14 protein-coding genes are annotated in these 15,398 nt (G+C 36.7%); 6 read left to right on the top strand and 8 right to left on the bottom strand.

Going from position 1 to position 15,398, the window contains the following annotated elements; genetic code table 11:
* Nucleotides 1-28: 28 nt before the first annotated feature.
* The 4 genes from cydX to Q4496_RS05415 all read right to left on the bottom strand — a co-directional run bounded on the left by cydX (nt 29) and on the right by Q4496_RS05415 (nt 3,593).
* A complete protein-coding gene (gene cydX / locus Q4496_RS05400; protein WP_215973521.1) occupies nt 29-154 on the bottom strand; it encodes a cytochrome bd-I oxidase subunit CydX in 126 nt (41 codons plus the stop codon).
* Between the two features lie 55 nt (nt 155-209).
* Nucleotides 210-1,364: a cytochrome d ubiquinol oxidase subunit II gene (gene cydB / locus Q4496_RS05405; protein ID WP_215973522.1), complete on the bottom strand. Its 1,155-nt coding sequence runs from the start codon at nt 1,362-1,364 to the stop codon at nt 210-212.
* Between the two features lie 10 nt (nt 1,365-1,374).
* Nucleotides 1,375-2,961, bottom strand: coding sequence for a cytochrome ubiquinol oxidase subunit I (locus Q4496_RS05410; protein WP_215973523.1), 1,587 nt, complete (start codon nt 2,959-2,961; stop codon nt 1,375-1,377).
* Nucleotides 2,962-3,038: 77 nt separating this feature from the next.
* Nucleotides 3,039-3,593, bottom strand: coding sequence for a GbsR/MarR family transcriptional regulator (locus Q4496_RS05415; protein WP_215973524.1), 555 nt, complete (start codon nt 3,591-3,593; stop codon nt 3,039-3,041).
* A gap of 410 nt (nt 3,594-4,003) precedes the next feature.
* On the opposite strand from Q4496_RS05415, the gene Q4496_RS05420 reads away from it, so the two are divergent.
* On the top strand, nt 4,004-5,308 hold the full coding sequence (locus tag Q4496_RS05420; RefSeq protein ID WP_215973525.1) for a sigma-54-dependent Fis family transcriptional regulator: 1,305 nt from the start codon (nt 4,004-4,006) through the stop codon (nt 5,306-5,308).
* 26 nt (nt 5,309-5,334) lie between these two features.
* Here the strand turns inward: Q4496_RS05420 and Q4496_RS05425 are convergent, their stop codons facing one another.
* Nucleotides 5,335-6,111 (bottom strand): NRDE family protein, encoded by a 777-nt coding sequence (locus tag Q4496_RS05425; protein ID WP_215973526.1) that lies wholly within the window; start codon nt 6,109-6,111, stop codon nt 5,335-5,337.
* A 164-nt stretch (nt 6,112-6,275) separates the two neighbouring features.
* On the opposite strand from Q4496_RS05425, the gene Q4496_RS05430 reads away from it, so the two are divergent.
* Entirely contained in the window at nt 6,276-7,046 is a 771-nt protein-coding gene (locus Q4496_RS05430; protein ID WP_215973527.1) for a class II aldolase/adducin family protein, read from the top strand.
* A gap of 120 nt (nt 7,047-7,166) precedes the next feature.
* Nucleotides 7,167-8,342, top strand: coding sequence for a mandelate racemase/muconate lactonizing enzyme family protein (locus tag Q4496_RS05435; RefSeq protein WP_215973528.1), 1,176 nt, complete (start codon nt 7,167-7,169; stop codon nt 8,340-8,342).
* 11 nt (nt 8,343-8,353) lie between these two features.
* On the opposite strand, the gene Q4496_RS05440 is transcribed toward Q4496_RS05435, so the two are convergent.
* Both Q4496_RS05440 and Q4496_RS05445 read right to left on the bottom strand, forming a co-directional pair.
* The gene (locus tag Q4496_RS05440) at nt 8,354-9,250 is read right to left on the bottom strand and encodes an amidohydrolase (RefSeq protein ID WP_215973529.1); all 897 of its coding nucleotides are present in this window, start codon (nt 9,248-9,250) and stop codon (nt 8,354-8,356) included.
* Between the two features lie 15 nt (nt 9,251-9,265).
* Complete coding sequence (locus Q4496_RS05445) at nt 9,266-9,991, bottom strand: SDR family NAD(P)-dependent oxidoreductase (protein WP_215973530.1); 726 nt, start codon at nt 9,989-9,991, stop codon at nt 9,266-9,268.
* A gap of 147 nt (nt 9,992-10,138) precedes the next feature.
* On the opposite strand from Q4496_RS05445, the gene Q4496_RS05450 reads away from it, so the two are divergent.
* From Q4496_RS05450 to Q4496_RS05460, 3 genes are all read left to right on the top strand, one after another.
* Entirely contained in the window at nt 10,139-10,564 is a 426-nt protein-coding gene (locus tag Q4496_RS05450) for a DUF3010 family protein (RefSeq protein ID WP_215973531.1), read from the top strand.
* 241 nt (nt 10,565-10,805) lie between these two features.
* The gene (locus Q4496_RS05455; RefSeq protein ID WP_215973532.1) at nt 10,806-12,788 is read left to right on the top strand and encodes a hypothetical protein; all 1,983 of its coding nucleotides are present in this window, start codon (nt 10,806-10,808) and stop codon (nt 12,786-12,788) included.
* A 225-nt stretch (nt 12,789-13,013) separates the two neighbouring features.
* A complete protein-coding gene (locus Q4496_RS05460) occupies nt 13,014-14,810 on the top strand; it encodes an acyl-CoA dehydrogenase C-terminal domain-containing protein (protein WP_303610030.1) in 1,797 nt (598 codons plus the stop codon).
* Nucleotides 14,811-15,042: 232 nt separating this feature from the next.
* On the opposite strand, the gene Q4496_RS05465 is transcribed toward Q4496_RS05460, so the two are convergent.
* On the bottom strand, nt 15,043-15,279 hold the full coding sequence (locus Q4496_RS05465; protein WP_303610031.1) for a GMC family oxidoreductase N-terminal domain-containing protein: 237 nt from the start codon (nt 15,277-15,279) through the stop codon (nt 15,043-15,045).
* Nucleotides 15,280-15,398: the final 119 nt, after the last annotated feature.

Raw genomic sequence — 15,398 nt, forward strand, 5'->3', positions numbered from 1 at the left:
CATATTGTTTCTGGTTAATTATTGATGACTATTTATCACCATTTTGATCATCGGCAACATTATCTACATGTTGTTCCATTTCGTACCACATAACATTAATAATGCCTAAAGATACGGCGAGTAATACACCTAAAATCCAACTGAAATACCACATAACATTTTCCTCTAAATTTATTTAACTTTTTAGTAACTATTTAAGCAACTAAGTATTAATAGGCACTGTGATTGTTTTGCTCAATCTCTTCAATAGTCACGGTACGCCACATCTTTTTATAACACCAAATAGTGTAGCCAAGAATAATAGGAACAAAAACAGCAACTACCGTGAACATTAGCGTTAGCGTAGTTTCACTTGATACGGTATCCCACATTAGTAAGCTGTGATTGGGATGGCTGCTTGAAGGCATAACAAATGGGAACATTGCAATGCCTGCAGTTAATATTACCGAAACAATCGTCACCGAGCTGGCAATAAAAGCAGTAACTTTTACTGTCATTCTGTTGCTTTTATTACTTAAGAAAAGTGCAACGATTAAGGGCATGATTATTCCGGTAAGTGGTACTAGCCATAATACAGGGGTGTTTTGGTAATTATGAAGCCACGCACCAGCGGTTGTGGTTACTTGTTTTAAAGTGGGTTGTGCTTGTCCCATTTTATCAATACTACTTGTTACTACATAACCATCAATACTTTGCCACACCATCACGCCTGCTAGGACGAACGCGAGTGATAACACCACGGCAACAACACGACCAATATTCGCTGAACGCTGTGCAACCTTGGCATCTGTTCGCATCACTAACCAAGTTGAACCATGCATTAATACCATAGCAACACTGACAATACCTGTTAGCAAAGTAAAAGGAGTGAATAAAGCGAAAAATGAGCCCGTATAAGTAACACGCATTAACTCATCGAAACTAAAAGGCACACCTTGTAATAAGTTACCAAAAGCAACACCAAATACTAATGGCGGTACCATAGAGCCAACAAATAATGCTTTATCCCAATTACTACGCCAGTTTTCAGATTCAATTTTACTACGATAATCAAATGCTAGCGGACGTAAAAATAAGCTAAATAGCGTTAGCATCATAGCAAAATAAAAGCCGCTAAACGCTGTAGCATAAACTAAAGGCCATGCTGCAAAAAGTGCTGCGCCTGCGGTAATTAACCATACTTGGTTACCATCCCAATGGGCCCCAACAGTGTTAATAACCACACGGCTCTCGACATCTTTTTTAGCAACAAAGGGTAACAAGCCACCGACGCCCATATCCATGCCATCAGTAATAGCAAAACCGATAAATAGGAAGCCGATTAGCCCCCACCATATTAGTTTTAATGTTTCGTAATCAAACATGTCTTTCCCCTTAAGAACTTTGGCTGCGAAGACCCGGTGCTAACACGGATTCTTTTTCAAAATGATAACGACCTGTATGTAAAGCACTAGGGCCTAATCGAGCAAATTTGATCATTAAATACATTTCAATAATAAATAAAATGGTATAGACAATAATAAAGGCTGCTAGCGAGAAAATTAAGTCGCTTACTGCTAGATTAGACGTTGACATGAAAGTCGGTAAAACTTCACTGATAGACCACGGTTGACGACCAAACTCTGCGACAAACCAACCTGTTTCTATTGCTATCCAAGGTAGAGGTAATGCGAAGAGTAGGGCTTTTAATAACCAACGTTTTTCTTCTATTTGTCGTTTAGCGTTAAAGTAAAAAGCTAAGCCAAATAACAGTAACATCGTAAAACCACAGGCAACCATTATTCTGAACGCCCAAAAAATGGGAGCAACTGAAGGGGTTGAATCTTTAACTGCCATTTGTATTTGTGCTTCAGTGGCATCTACCACATTATCAGTATAACGTTTCAGTAATAAGCCGTAGCCAAGATCATGCTTTGTTTCGTTAAATCTAGCGATATTTTCTGGGGTTTCTTCGCCATTTCTCAGTTTTTCTAAATATTCATAGGCAACCATACCGTTACGGATTCTAGGCTCATGGGCTTTTTGTAAATCACGTAAGCCCATAACTTCACCGTCTAAAGAGCGGGTAGCAATTATGCCTAATGCATACGGGATTTTTACCGCATAATCCGTTTCCATGGTTTCGTCATTAGGTAAACCTACTAGGGTAAACGCTGCAGGAGCTGGTTCGGTATGATATTCGGCTTCAATAGCAGCTAGTTTAACGCGTTGTACTTCGCCAACTTCATAGCCTGACTCATCACCTAAAAGAATTACTGATAGTATTGCGGCAAGACCAAAGCCGGCAGCGACAGAAAAAGAGCGTTTAGCAAAAGCAACATCTCTTCCTTTAAGTAGATAATAACTGCTAATACTTAAAACAAACATTGCGCCTGCTACATAGCCTGCTGCTACAGTATGAATAAATTTAACTTGAGCAACGGGGTTAAAAATTATTTCGCTAAAGCTAACTAATTCCATGCGCATTGTCATATAGTTGAATTCACTACCGACAGGATTTTGCATCCAGCCATTGGCAATTAATATCCATAGAGCTGACATGTTGGTCCCTAATGCCATTAGAAAGGTGCCGATTAAATGCTGGCGCTTGCTTAATCTATCCCAGCCTAAAAAGAACATCCCAACGAACGTGGATTCAAGAAAAAATGCCATTAAACCTTCAATGGCTAATGGAGCACCAAAGACATCACCAACATAATGTGAGTAATAAGACCAATTGGTACCAAACTCAAACTCCATGGTTAGCCCAGTTGCAACACCAATGGCAAAGTTGATGCCAAATAGCTTGCCCCAAAATTTTGTCATGTCACGATAAATTTCGCGGCCAGTCATAACAAAAACGGCTTCCATAATAAATAAGATCCACGTTAACCCTAAGGTTAAAGGGACAAACAAGAAATGAAATAAGGCAGTAACAGCGAACTGCCACCGCGATAGCTCTACTAAGGTTTCATTGATCATATTGATTTCTCTCTTGCGTGATTATTGCACAACACATTATTTAACGTCTCGATGGTGTTTGGTTGTTCTAAATTTATTTATTCAGTTTGCTTTTTAGAAAATAAGGCTTGTTTAACTGATAATATCTTGGTCACACCTGTTCCTAATTTCATTAGCGTATTTAATTGTTCAGGGGTTAGTTTTTGTAATTCAGCAGCCCAATTGGTGATCATTTCTAATAAGTCATGAATGTCTTTCATACGTTGCTGAGCATATATTTCACTATCGGTTTCTGGCGTATCTAGTAGTAAATTTCGTAGTAATGATAGAGTCGGATCTACTTCACGTTTACGTCTTTCTTCAAAAACAATATTCGCCATGTCCATCACACTACCAATAGCATTGTAGTATTCTTTACGATCGCCCGGTACATGAGTAACTTGTACTAATTTCCATGACTGTAGTTCTTTAATACCCATACTGACATTGCCGCGAGAAATATTAAGCGTAGTTGCCAGATCGTTTGCGGTAATTGGTTTGTCAGTAATCACCAATAAGGCATACATTTGCCCAACGGTACGATTGAAGCCCCATTTACTACCCATTTCACCAAAGTGATAAACGAATGACTGGTTTTTCTCTGAAATTTCCATAGACTTAAAAATAAAGTTTCAATAATTTCTGAAAGTTTAAAACGTTTTGAACGTTTGATCCAGATCAAATTAAAAATATTCATCATCATTTTATCCCACATACTGAAATTAACTTTAAAAGTACTTGAATTTTAGAGTAAAAATGCTATTTCTTAGCTTAAGTTACTCTGATCAAAAGTGCTTGTTATTAGCGATGAATATTTAACATTAATTACTTATAGCAGTATCATGCTTGTATATTCAGTAATATGAATAGCAATATAAGTGCCAAAGAATAACGTTAAAATAAACACTTTTAAAACAGTGTATTAAGCTGTAAATATCGTTTTTTATAATAATCTGCTTTTAATTGAGTCATAAATGACATTAAATGGCGAGAGTTTGTGACAATTTTGGCTTAAGGGGGCGAAGTGGTACACCAAACAATTCAAGCAATTATCGAGTCTGTTGAAAAACCAGCTATTTACATTACCAATGATTACTCAATAGAGGCCGTCAACCAAGCTTATCGTGATACCTATAAAACAGAAGTATTGCTGGGAAAGAGTAAATGCTATGAAGTCTCGCACAATGCAACTAAACCTTGTGATCAGCAAGGTGAAACGTGTCCTTTATCATCTTGTAAAATAACCGATAAAAATAGCTCAGCGTTACATATTCATCGAACCGAGTTAGGCGATGTTTATTGTAGTATTTTGATGAAACCCGTTAAAAATAATGACGGAATAACCATTGGCTTTTTAGAAATATTAGAAAAAATTGATTTTGCTAGCAGTGTCAGTAGTGATCGAAAGCTAATAGGTAAAAGTCAGCCTTTTCAAAATTTGCTTAAAATGATCACGCGCAGCGCCAGCAGTAATATTAGTGTGTTGCTACAAGGCGACACCGGTACAGGGAAAGAGCTTGTCGCGTTATCAATACATCAGGCGAGTAAACGAAAAAATGAAGCGTTTATAGAGGTTGAATGTACTGGCTTAAGTGAATCGTTATTTGAATCTGAGTTGTTTGGCCATGAAAAAGGGGCTTTTACCGGTGCCAATACGAGTAAAAAAGGTTTGGTTTGCTTAGCAAATAATGGCACTTTATTTTTAGATGAAATAGGTGACGTCCCGCTTAACTTACAGGTGAAGTTACTACGTTTAATTGAAACAGGTTATTATCGACGTGTAGGGGGTATTGATAAGAAAAAGGCTAACTTTAGACTGATTTGCGCTAGCCACAAAAATATAGAAAAAATGGTGGTAGAAGGCACTTTTCGTGAAGACTTATATTATCGAATTGCAGGGTTTCCTATTCGTTTACCAACGTTAAAAGAAAGGCAGTCAGACATTTCGTTATTAGCCGAACATTTATTATCAAAAAGTGAGTTTTCATCAAAAATGTTTTCACCAGAAGCATTAACTAAACTGTCAAATTATCACTATCCGGGTAATATCAGAGAGCTTAAAAATATTGTACAGCGAAGTGCTTTATTAAGTGATGACGAATTCATTAATATAGAACACTTGCCTCAGCATATTACTAATGCAACTAAGGTGGAAGATCACCCTGCTAATTTACTATCCAATGAGAAAAAATATCTTATTGAGCTATTAAACAAATATGGTAATCAACCAAAAATAATTGCTGATAATTTAGAAGTAAGCGTTAGAACTCTTTATCGAAAATTACAAAAACATCAGTTGAATATCAGAGAATATACTTTACCTAAGTGAGCCAACGCATGCATCGTTTAAGTAATTTATGTTGCTGGAATAGAGAATTGCTGCTCTTTTACACATTTTCCTTGAGCATCATAACTCCTGTCATAAACAGAAATATTTCCTTGATTGTCTTGGGTGATTATATTGGTAGTACGAGTGCCATACTCTGGCGATACAATAAAAATTGAACTAAGGCGTTGCTCCCAATCTAATGGAACCCCCGTTTTAGGTAATTTCTCTATTTCGGCTTGTTGATTGTTTTTCATCAGGGTGAATAAGTTATTGATATTCAAAAGTTGACTAGCAGACTCCTGTATTGCCGTAGCAAGCTGTTCTTGTCCTAAAGCCATTTTAGGCCAAATATCGTCTAAGTCGCCATTACATAAACTATGAAAGCCAGTCGTTAATGTTTGCTGTTTTTTTGATGTGCTATTAAAGTAGGTGAGGTTGTCGAGTTTTCCAAACACTAGGTTAAAGCCATTATACTGATGTGCTGTATTCACTAGTTGTTTATTTATTTCTTGATCTTGCTTAGCTAATGCTTGTGTTACCAAATCACCACGTGATTGTTTATTTTTATCAAATAACTGTGGCTCGCGAAAATTAGTAAGCGCACTAAATCGACCTTGTTTATTTAACCCTAGCCAAGTGCCGCCTGCTTGTAAGTCTTTACCAGCTAAAATACTTGCTTGTTGCTTTGTTTCTGGCCACCAATGCATCATTTGGGTTGGTCTTTGATGAACTTCATCTCGGTTAGCACAAATAATCACTGGGTATTTAGGGTGTTCTTTAATGGCAAAAAATAAAATACACATATTAAGGTTGTTTTTAATTTGAAATTATAACTTATGATAACTCTTTCTTTATACCGAGTGTTAGCTCAGGTAGTATTCAATATAAAGAAATTCTCATATTGTACTCTGTGTATTACAGTGTACATACTTCAATTTATATATTGAAACGCAACTAGGTCATGAACATGTTCGAAATTCCCCCGATAAATTTAAAAGATAAAGTTTCAGCACAAGAATGGCAAACGCGTGTTGATTTAGCTGCCTGCTACCGATTGATGGTAATGCACGGTTGGGATGATTTAATCCACACTCACATTTCGGCACGTATTCCAGATAGTGAACATATTTTAATTAATGCTTTTGGTTTAGCTTTTGAAGAAGTAACCGCATCTAATTTAGTCAAAATTGATATTAACGGTAATATTGTTGATAAAGATTGCCCATTTGACATCAACCCTGCCGGTTTTACTATTCATAGTGCTGCTCATGAAGCGCGGCACGATGATATGTGTGTTATGCATGTGCATACTAATGAAACTATTGCGGTAGCGAGCTTGGAAGAAGGTTTATTACCTTTAAGTCAATATTCGATGTTTGCGCTTGCGTCACTCAGTTATCATGGTTATGAAGGCTTAGCGGTTAATCATGAAGAGAAGTTAAGGATTCAAGAGGACTTAGGTGATAAAAACTTTATGTTACTGCGTAATCATGGTGCACTGACCATGGGCAAAACCATTGGTGATGCGTTTATGCATATGTATGACTTAACGCGAGCATGCCAAATACAGTTACAAGTAATGGCAACAGATATGAAACCTATTTATGCGCCGCAAAGTATTATTGATGGCATTAAAGCACAAGCTAATATTGTACATACAGGAAAAACCGGTGGTGAAACTGCTTGGCCAGCAATGTTACGTCGAGTGTATCGCAAATATCCAGATTTTGCTGATTAACGTCAATTCCGTGCTTTTTCGTTCAAATTGAATCATACAGCTTAACGCTGGTAGTTAGTGGTTTAGTCGTTAGTTTTAAGATAAAGATAAAGATAAATAAACTTATTAAAAGAGATAAAAATGAAAATTACTCATATTGAAGTATTTGATATTCATTGCCCCAAACGTCCTGCGTGGAATCCTGTTTTTGTACGTATTCATACTGATGAAGGGATAAGTGGCGTTGGTGAAGCTGGTTTGGCTTATGATTGGGGGCACAGCGCAGCAGCAGCAATGCTGAAAGAAATTTCGGAAGCGGTGTTAATTGGTTTTAATCCTTTTAATACTGAATTGTTATGGTCACGTATGCTCAGAGAAAGTTTTTGGGGCTTAGGTGGCGGACCTGTATTGTATTCAGCGATGAGTGCAATAGATACTGCTTTGTGGGATATAAAAGCTAAGGCATTAGGCGTCCCGGTTTATCAGTTATTGGGTGGTAAAGTAAATGACAAGTTACGTACCTATGCTAGCCAATTACAATTTGATTGGGATAGCGATATTAAAAAACTTATTGAGCCTGAAGAATATGCACAAGCTGCTTTAAAAGCGGTTAGTGAAGGTTATGATGCGGTTAAAGTTGACCCGATTGTGTATAACAAAGATGGTAGTTCTTCATTTGACAGAACCAAGCTTTTTACTCGACCACAAATGCGCCTTTTTGGCGATCGATTACGTGCTATTCGTGACGCAGTTGGACCAGATGTTGATATAATTTTTGAATCTCATTCACTTATGGGGGCTGCTTCTGCCATTCAAATGGGCGCTATTGTCGAAGAAGTTGATTGTATGATGTACGAAGAGCCGGTAAATTACTTAAATTCTGCTGTTCATAAAAAAGTTTCTGATAATGTGAATGTACCTATTGCTGGTGGAGAGCGTTTGTATCATCGCTGGGATGTGCGTCCTTATTTTGAAGATCAAAGTATTGATGTTTTACAACCTGATGTTGGCTTGTGTGGCGGCTTCACTGAAGCTAAAAAAGTGTGCGATTATGCAGATGTTTATGATATTCGTATTCAAGCCCATGTATGTGGTGGCCCAGTAGCAACGGCAGCATCATTGCATTTAGAAACTGCGATTCCTAATTTCTTAATTCATGAACATCATACTTATGCAATTAAAGATTGGAACCGTGAATTATGCTTACAAGATCCTCAGCCAGTCGATGGCTTCTTTCAAGTAACTGAAGTGCCGGGAATTGGCATTGAACTGAATGATGAAATAGTGAAACGTTCACCACATGTTACTATTAAATAATTGCTAAATTATTAACAACTTATAGCATACCAACGAAGCGCATTGTCATAACACAATGCGCTTTTTTCTTGCGCTGATAATGCTTGAATAAAGTCACTCTCGATAACCGAATACCAATAATTTTGATAGCTGTTATGACTGAACAAACATAGCGGAAAATTACTAGCCATCAGCATTCTATTTTGGCCAAAAATATCGAAAATTATTGTTAAGCTTTGAGTAAGCCAAGCTTGATTATAATTTCTGTCACTCATCTCCCAGCCGGAACATTTTATTGCAACATGAGGATAGCTCGATAGTTTAAGCAAGTTACTTTGCCAATATTGCCATTCAACACTTTGTATGTCGGTTGGGGGAAAGCCTGCATGGTTAATAATAAAGGAAATATTAGCATTATCATTAATCACATCACATAACGAACTTACTGAGGTTGAATTAATTAATGATAATTGTGCTTCAAAAATCAGTGTTTTATTTTGCTGTTTAGCAGCATTATTAAGTTGGCTGAAGTTTGTTAATACTTGCTTGTTTGTTAGTAATGGCAGCGTATCATCATCTAATATATGACGAACCCCAACAAAAGATTGTAGGGCGGTTAGTTTTGTTAAACAGTCATTAAATCCTTGGTTAGTTAGTGTTAAATCAATCGCAGCTATCGCTCGAAAAGGTTGTTTGCAATTTTGCTCTAAAGTGATTAATTCTCGCCAAGGTTGGGAGTTATCAAACCCTGCTTCAATATGAATAAAGCCAGCTAACGTAAACGTAGGCTCAAGGGCCAAATCACTTTCTTCAAAGGTTTGATTAATAGCAGACTTATCAGGCCAAAAAGGCGGATGATCCGGTTTTAACCAATGATAATCACCTTGTGCTAAGTCGAATAAATGCAGATGTGGGTCAATAATTTTCATGTTTTCTGCTCTAAGCTATTGTGCTGTGTAACCACCATCAATAACCTGTAAACTTCCTGTAATAAACTTAGCTTTATCTGAAGCTAAAAAGAATACTAATTCAGCCACTTCGTCAGGTTGTCCTAAGCGGTTTAGTGGTTGTAAGCTTGCTTCTTCGCGATGAACGTCTGCTTTATCTGCTCCAGATTTCTGGCAATAATTGTCAATAGCTTGATGATATAACGGTGTTTCAATGGTACCAGGGCAGACAGCATTCGCTCGAATATTAAACTGAGCGTAATCTAATGCGGTTGTTTTTGCCATGGAAGCAAGCGCACTTTTACTTAAGTTATAAGCAAAAGAATTGTGCTTAGCAATGAGAGCTTGATCAGAAGACATTAATATAATCGCGCCATTGTTATTACTTTTCATATTAGGTAACACCGCTTTTATTGCCGCAAATGCACCTTTCACATTGATGCCGATTACCTTATCAAAATCAGCTTCGCTAGTATTTTCAATGTTCGCAGAAAAGTGAATACCTGCGTTCGACACTAGTACGTCAATAGTATGCAGTTGGCTTATTTGGCTAATAATACTAGTGATTTGTTCAATATTAGTAACATCACATAAACAAAACTCGCCTAATGTTGAAGGTGTTAAATCTAGATTGAAAACTAGATAATCATGCTTTAAAAATAACTTAACTATGCTTAAACCTATACCTGAACTGCCGCCAGTTATAATACAAACCTTTTTCATTAATCTTCACTTTGTTGTTAATCACGCTTTGAAATTAAATCATACCGTTATCGTTAAGTGACTTCCATTTTCTTCTAACTATTATTTCGTTTCTTCTGCCTGCTATTTCGTTATAATGGCAGTAATTAAGTCAGTTGAGAATTTGTTATGAAAGCATGTGGTGTAGAAATAAAAAGCAATGAAGCAATCATTTGTATTATGTCCAAAGAAAATAGCTTGTATGATATTCCTCATACACGCGTACAAAAATTAGCCTTAGATAATGCGGGTGATGCGGAAGAAGTAAAGAAATTCCAATTTACGTTTGCTAAGTTAATGGAAGATTATCAAGTAACCGATGTAATTATTCGAGGACGCGCGTTAAAAGGTAAGTTTGCTGGCGGACCTATTGGTTTCAAAGTAGAAGCGGCAATCCAATTAATACAAGATCTTAATGTGCAAATTTTAGCCGGTAGCTTTATTAAAAAAGAACTGTCAAAAAGCCAAATAGATATCGACTTTCGTGATACAGGTTTAAAACAATATCAAGAGCAGGCTTTTGAAACTGTATTTGCTTTCTTAGAAGGCCATTAAATAGTTTTATCATTATTAGTATGATAACTTTTGTAAAATATAAATAAAAAATTTGCGTCTTTGTAGGATGGAAGAGAATCTCGATTTTTTGTCTAGAATATTATATTAGTTCTTTGATCGAGCCTCGAACCTAACTTACATCAAGTGATTTAAAATTAAATGATGAATTCTGAATCAACTACGTAGCTATTATAAAATAATAAAAACCACTTAACTTTAGGTGTTAGCTTTAGGAATTGTTATGAAGGAACCAATGCGTCAACTTTATAAAGTAATATTACTAACCACTGTTATTATGCTTCAAGCTTGTGGCAGCTCAGAAGATAAAACTGTTTTTTCTATTTCTGCTGATGTAAGTGAAGTGAGTTTTAGTAATGAGTTTTTACAAGAGTCAACAGAGAGCATTGCAATAAATGTAAGTTTTGTTGGTGACGGTGTTTTAGTCGGCTTTTCTCCTGAAGCCATTTCTGCGCCGTGGTTAGAATATCGAACTGAAAACGTTACCGAGAATTCAGCCACTGTTTTTATTGATGTTATTAATGCTCAATTCTTACTTACTGATACCTATAACACTACATTACGATTAGCGACAAGTAATGAAGACTCGAGTAAGTTTGCTTTTCATGATATTGATATTTCGTTACTAATTTGGAATTTAGCGGTAGATACTGAAAAAGTTAGCTATAGCGGTACTTTTGGTGATGAAACTATTCCTGCACAAAGTATTTCTATCTTAACTGAAGAGAAAGAATGGACAGCAAGTACCGATGTTGACTGGTTGTCATTAGATATTACCTCTGGCATTGGTGAAACAGAAATAGTCGTCACTCCTGATATCAGTGAATTTACTGAGCCAGGTTTACAACAAGGTAATATTATATTAACGGATATAGATTCAGGTGAAATAAAGCTAGTGCCAGTAGAAGTGGCGTTAGATAATGTTTATTTACTTGCCGATCAAACTGCAGTGGCCTTAAGTGCAACCAATAGTATTTCAACATTAGAAAAAACGGTATCAGTTAGTAATAATGCTGATTTAGATATTAGCTGGACAGCGACAACTGACGCGAATTGGCTGACGTTAACAAAAGACAATAATGAGCAATTAACAATAACGGCTGATGCAAGCCTTGCATCAGCGAATAATAATTCATCGGCTCAAGTGACTATTTCTGCTGACTCCGGTATAGCAGCGATCAGTGAAACGATTACTATCAATTTTTATAACAGTAGCCAAGATGTAAGTAATAACGTTATTACGCCGTTGGCTATCAATAGTAGTGAAATCGTAACTTCCCCATTAAAGCCTGTTTTTTATCTTGGTGTAGGAAATGAGCTACTTACTTACCATCAATATACTGGTGAGCTTGAATCCAGTGTAGAAATATCTCCAGAAGGCACTATCCTCGAGCAATTAATCATACATCCCAATGGTGATTATTTGTTGGTAAAAGCCACTGAAATAGTGACACAAGAAGATGAAACTAGCACGGAAGTGGTTCATCGCTATAGTGTTTCACTTGACGATTACAGCATTACTGAAATTATTGACACAGACATCATTAGTGAACCAATCGCTATTGTTCGTTTGTCAGGGCGTTATTTTGTCATAACACAAGCATTTGAGTTTGCGGATGAAAATCTTAATGTACTGTTTTGGGATGCTCCCAATGCGTTTCTTGTCAGTAAAGTAGCTGTCGCGTCTCAAGCTAATACACTGTTTGCTTTAGATAATAGTACGGCAAGCTTTAAACGCTATATTCCACAAGTAAATGACTTTGGTGATGATAAAGTCTCAGTTTCGTTAACGCATGAGTATCATCCAGAATTATTAGCTGATGACCAGGTTATTTTCGATTTTATGGTGACGAGTGATGAAGCGAATATTTATGCGCTTAGTCAAAGTAGCGAATGGATCAGTTTTGATGGTGATAACTTTGTCGATAATGGTTTATTAGAAGCCAGCGAAAGTGTTGTGACACTATCGTTAGTTAAAAATAGTAATGATCAGCCAAATTATTACAGATTTAATAGTGCTAATGAACTTGGCTTCTACTTAGATGTTTATGATAACCACCAAACAATTTCATCGACCACCTATACTCAAGGAAGTCAGCCAGCAAACCTTAGGTTATCAGGAGATGATCAACGTTTAATTATTTATGTTGATTCGTCAAGTGATGGTGAGCTTGATTCTCAAATAGAGCTAGTCACTATTCCCTAATAGTATTCTTTTACTATTCTAATTATGAAAGGAGCATTTTGCTCCTTTTTTGTTTCTTAAGCGTAGGCTAATAACCAGTACGTATAAAAAACAGTCAATATGGACGAAAATCTTCTTTCAAAAAAGTGAAGAACATGATTTAATCAAACAACTGTTTGAGGTCAGACCACTAACCATTTGTGTCAGCTATTATAAATTGACAAAAATAAATATTGGAGAAGCACTATGCCAGAATATAAAGCACCGATTAGAGACATGAAGTTTGTCATGCAAGAACTACTTGATTGCGACAGTCATTATCAAAAATTAGGTTATGAAGATGCTAGCCTTGATATGGTTGATGCTATTATGAGTGAAGCTGCTAAATTCACCGAGCAAGTTATTGCACCTATTAATAAAACTGGTGATGAGCAAGGTTGTACCTGGAATGATGGCGTAGTAACCACTCCTGATGGTTTTAAAGAAGCTTATCAGCAGTACGTTGAAGGTGGTTGGCCAACATTAGCACAAAACGTTGATTTTGGTGGACAAGGTTTACCTCATTCATTGAATACTGCGTTAAATGAATTTTTTTCTGCTGCTAACCATAGCTTTGCTATGTACCCCGGCTTAAGTCATGGTGCTTTAGCAACAATTGAAGAGCATGGAAGCGAAGTTCAAAAAAATACTTTTATGCCTAAATTGGTTGAAGGTACTTGGACAGGCACTATGTGTTTAACTGAACCTCATTGTGGTACAGACTTAGGTATGTTGCGTACAAAAGCAGAGCTCAATGATGATGGTAGCTATGCGATAACCGGAACAAAAATCTTTATTTCAGCGGGGGAGCATGATTTATCTGACAATATTGTTCATATAGTTATCGCCAGAATTCCAGGCTCTCCAGAAGGAAGTCGTGGTATCTCATTGTTTATAGTGCCTAAATTCAATGTAACTGACACTGGTGAAGTCAGCGATAGAAATGCGGTAACTTGTGGTTCAATTGAACACAAAATGGGTATCAATGCGAACGCTACGTGTGTGATCAATTTTGATGGCGCAAAAGGCTATTTAATTGGTGAAATTAACCGTGGTTTAAATTGCATGTTTACTTTTATGAATGCTGCACGTTTAGGTGTTGCTAGTGAAGGGGTTGCAGCAGCAGATGCGTCTTTCCAAGGGGCATTAGCTTACGCTCAAGATAGATTACAAATGCGTTCTTTATCAGGTGTGAAAAATCCAAACGGACCGGCCGATCCTATTATTGTACATCCTGATGTTCGTCGTATGCTACTAACACAAAAATCTATTGCTGAAGGTGGCCGAGCATTAATTGGTTATTTAGCGCAATTAGTTGATATTGGTCATGCAAGTAAAGATGAAGCTGAAAAAGCAATAGCCGAAAGTAAATTAGCGCTATTAACACCTATTGCTAAAGCCTTCTTAACTGAGCTAGGCTTAGAATGTACAAGTCATGGCGTACAAGTATTTGGTGGTCATGGCTTTATTAAAGAGTGGGGCATGGAACAGTTAATGCGTGATACTAAAATTAGCTGCTTATATGAAGGTACTACCGGTATTCAAGCACTTGATTTATTAGCACGTAAGATTTTAGGCTCGAAAGGTGAGATATTGAAGCCGTTTGGCGCTGAAGTTACCGCATTCTGTGTTGCTAATGCCGGCGATGAAGCGATGCAAGAATTCATTCAACCTATTATGACCTTTGGTGGTGATTGGCAGAAAATGACTGAAACCTTAGGTTTGAAAGCAATGCAGAACCCTGATGAAATTGGTGCTGCATCGGTAGATTACTTGATGTATTCAGGTTATTTAACCTTGGCTTATTTCTGGGCGAAAATGGCGAAAGTAGCACAAGAGAAATTAGCGGCTAGTGATGACGATAAAGCTTTTTATCAAGCTAAAATCAAAACAGCACGTTTCTATTTTCAACGAATTTTACCAAGAGCAAACGGCCATGCAGCTTGTGTAGCTAATGGTGCTGAATCAATGATGGCATTAGATAGCGAAGAATTTATTTTCTAAGTATATCTGCAGTGTTATCTAAAAAAGGGAAGCTATATGCTTCCCTTTTTTGTATTAATATAGCCACTATACGACTAATATTTATCTATTATACCAATCTCACTAGCTATGTGATCATTTCTACTTGCTACAATCACCAACTACATCGTTATTTATTTAATAATTAACACAACGAGTTATTGAAATAAATGCCTCGTATTTGTCAATTTTTTCTACGTATAAAATTGTTCACCTAATTAATGAAACTGGTATTATTTTGTGATGATTCAAGTGCAGAGTGAAATTGCCAATTACGAATCTTATCTTTGATTAATTCGATAATCCCTATTGGCATATGAATGCTCCAGCGACTATCCTTAGGGCCGGCTTCTAATAAATAAATTTGATATTTACCACAAACGGATAATTTGTCAGCTAACACGCATCCTGCCGAGCCAGCACCAATAATAATAAAATCAAAATTATTCATAAAGCTTTCCTCTACAAACTAGGTCAGACCGCCATGAGCTAAATTATTGATGATTTCAAGATTAATGATCAAGGGAATTTTAGTAAAAAGTATTACGATTTTTTGTTTTATTTTTTGAA

Source organism: Colwellia sp. 5_MG-2023 (genome assembly GCF_030547795.1).
Lineage (GTDB): Bacteria > Pseudomonadota > Gammaproteobacteria > Enterobacterales > Alteromonadaceae > Colwellia.

Bases quoted from the DNA above. Each gene is read 5' to 3' on its own strand.
- Q4496_RS05435 (WP_215973528.1), top strand. From the start codon at position 7,167: ATGAAAATTACTCATATTGAAGTATTTGATATTCATTGCCCCAAACGT.
- Q4496_RS05460 (WP_303610030.1), top strand. From the start codon at position 13,014: ATGCCAGAATATAAAGCACCGATTAGAGACATGAAGTTTGTCATGCAA.
- Q4496_RS05440 (WP_215973529.1), bottom strand. From the start codon at position 9,250: ATGAAAATTATTGACCCACATCTGCATTTATTCGACTTAGCACAAGGT.
- Q4496_RS05425 (WP_215973526.1), bottom strand. From the start codon at position 6,111: ATGTGTATTTTATTTTTTGCCATTAAAGAACACCCTAAATACCCAGTG.
- Q4496_RS05455 (WP_215973532.1), top strand. From the start codon at position 10,806: ATGAAGGAACCAATGCGTCAACTTTATAAAGTAATATTACTAACCACT.
- cydB (WP_215973522.1), bottom strand. From the start codon at position 1,364: ATGTTTGATTACGAAACATTAAAACTAATATGGTGGGGGCTAATCGGC.
- Q4496_RS05410 (WP_215973523.1), bottom strand. From the start codon at position 2,961: ATGATCAATGAAACCTTAGTAGAGCTATCGCGGTGGCAGTTCGCTGTT.
- Q4496_RS05450 (WP_215973531.1), top strand. From the start codon at position 10,139: ATGAAAGCATGTGGTGTAGAAATAAAAAGCAATGAAGCAATCATTTGT.
- cydX (WP_215973521.1), bottom strand. From the start codon at position 154: ATGTGGTATTTCAGTTGGATTTTAGGTGTATTACTCGCCGTATCTTTA.
- Q4496_RS05415 (WP_215973524.1), bottom strand. From the start codon at position 3,593: ATGGAAATTTCAGAGAAAAACCAGTCATTCGTTTATCACTTTGGTGAA.
- Q4496_RS05445 (WP_215973530.1), bottom strand. From the start codon at position 9,991: ATGAAAAAGGTTTGTATTATAACTGGCGGCAGTTCAGGTATAGGTTTA.
- Q4496_RS05430 (WP_215973527.1), top strand. From the start codon at position 6,276: ATGTTCGAAATTCCCCCGATAAATTTAAAAGATAAAGTTTCAGCACAA.
- Q4496_RS05465 (WP_303610031.1), bottom strand. From the start codon at position 15,279: ATGAATAATTTTGATTTTATTATTATTGGTGCTGGCTCGGCAGGATGC.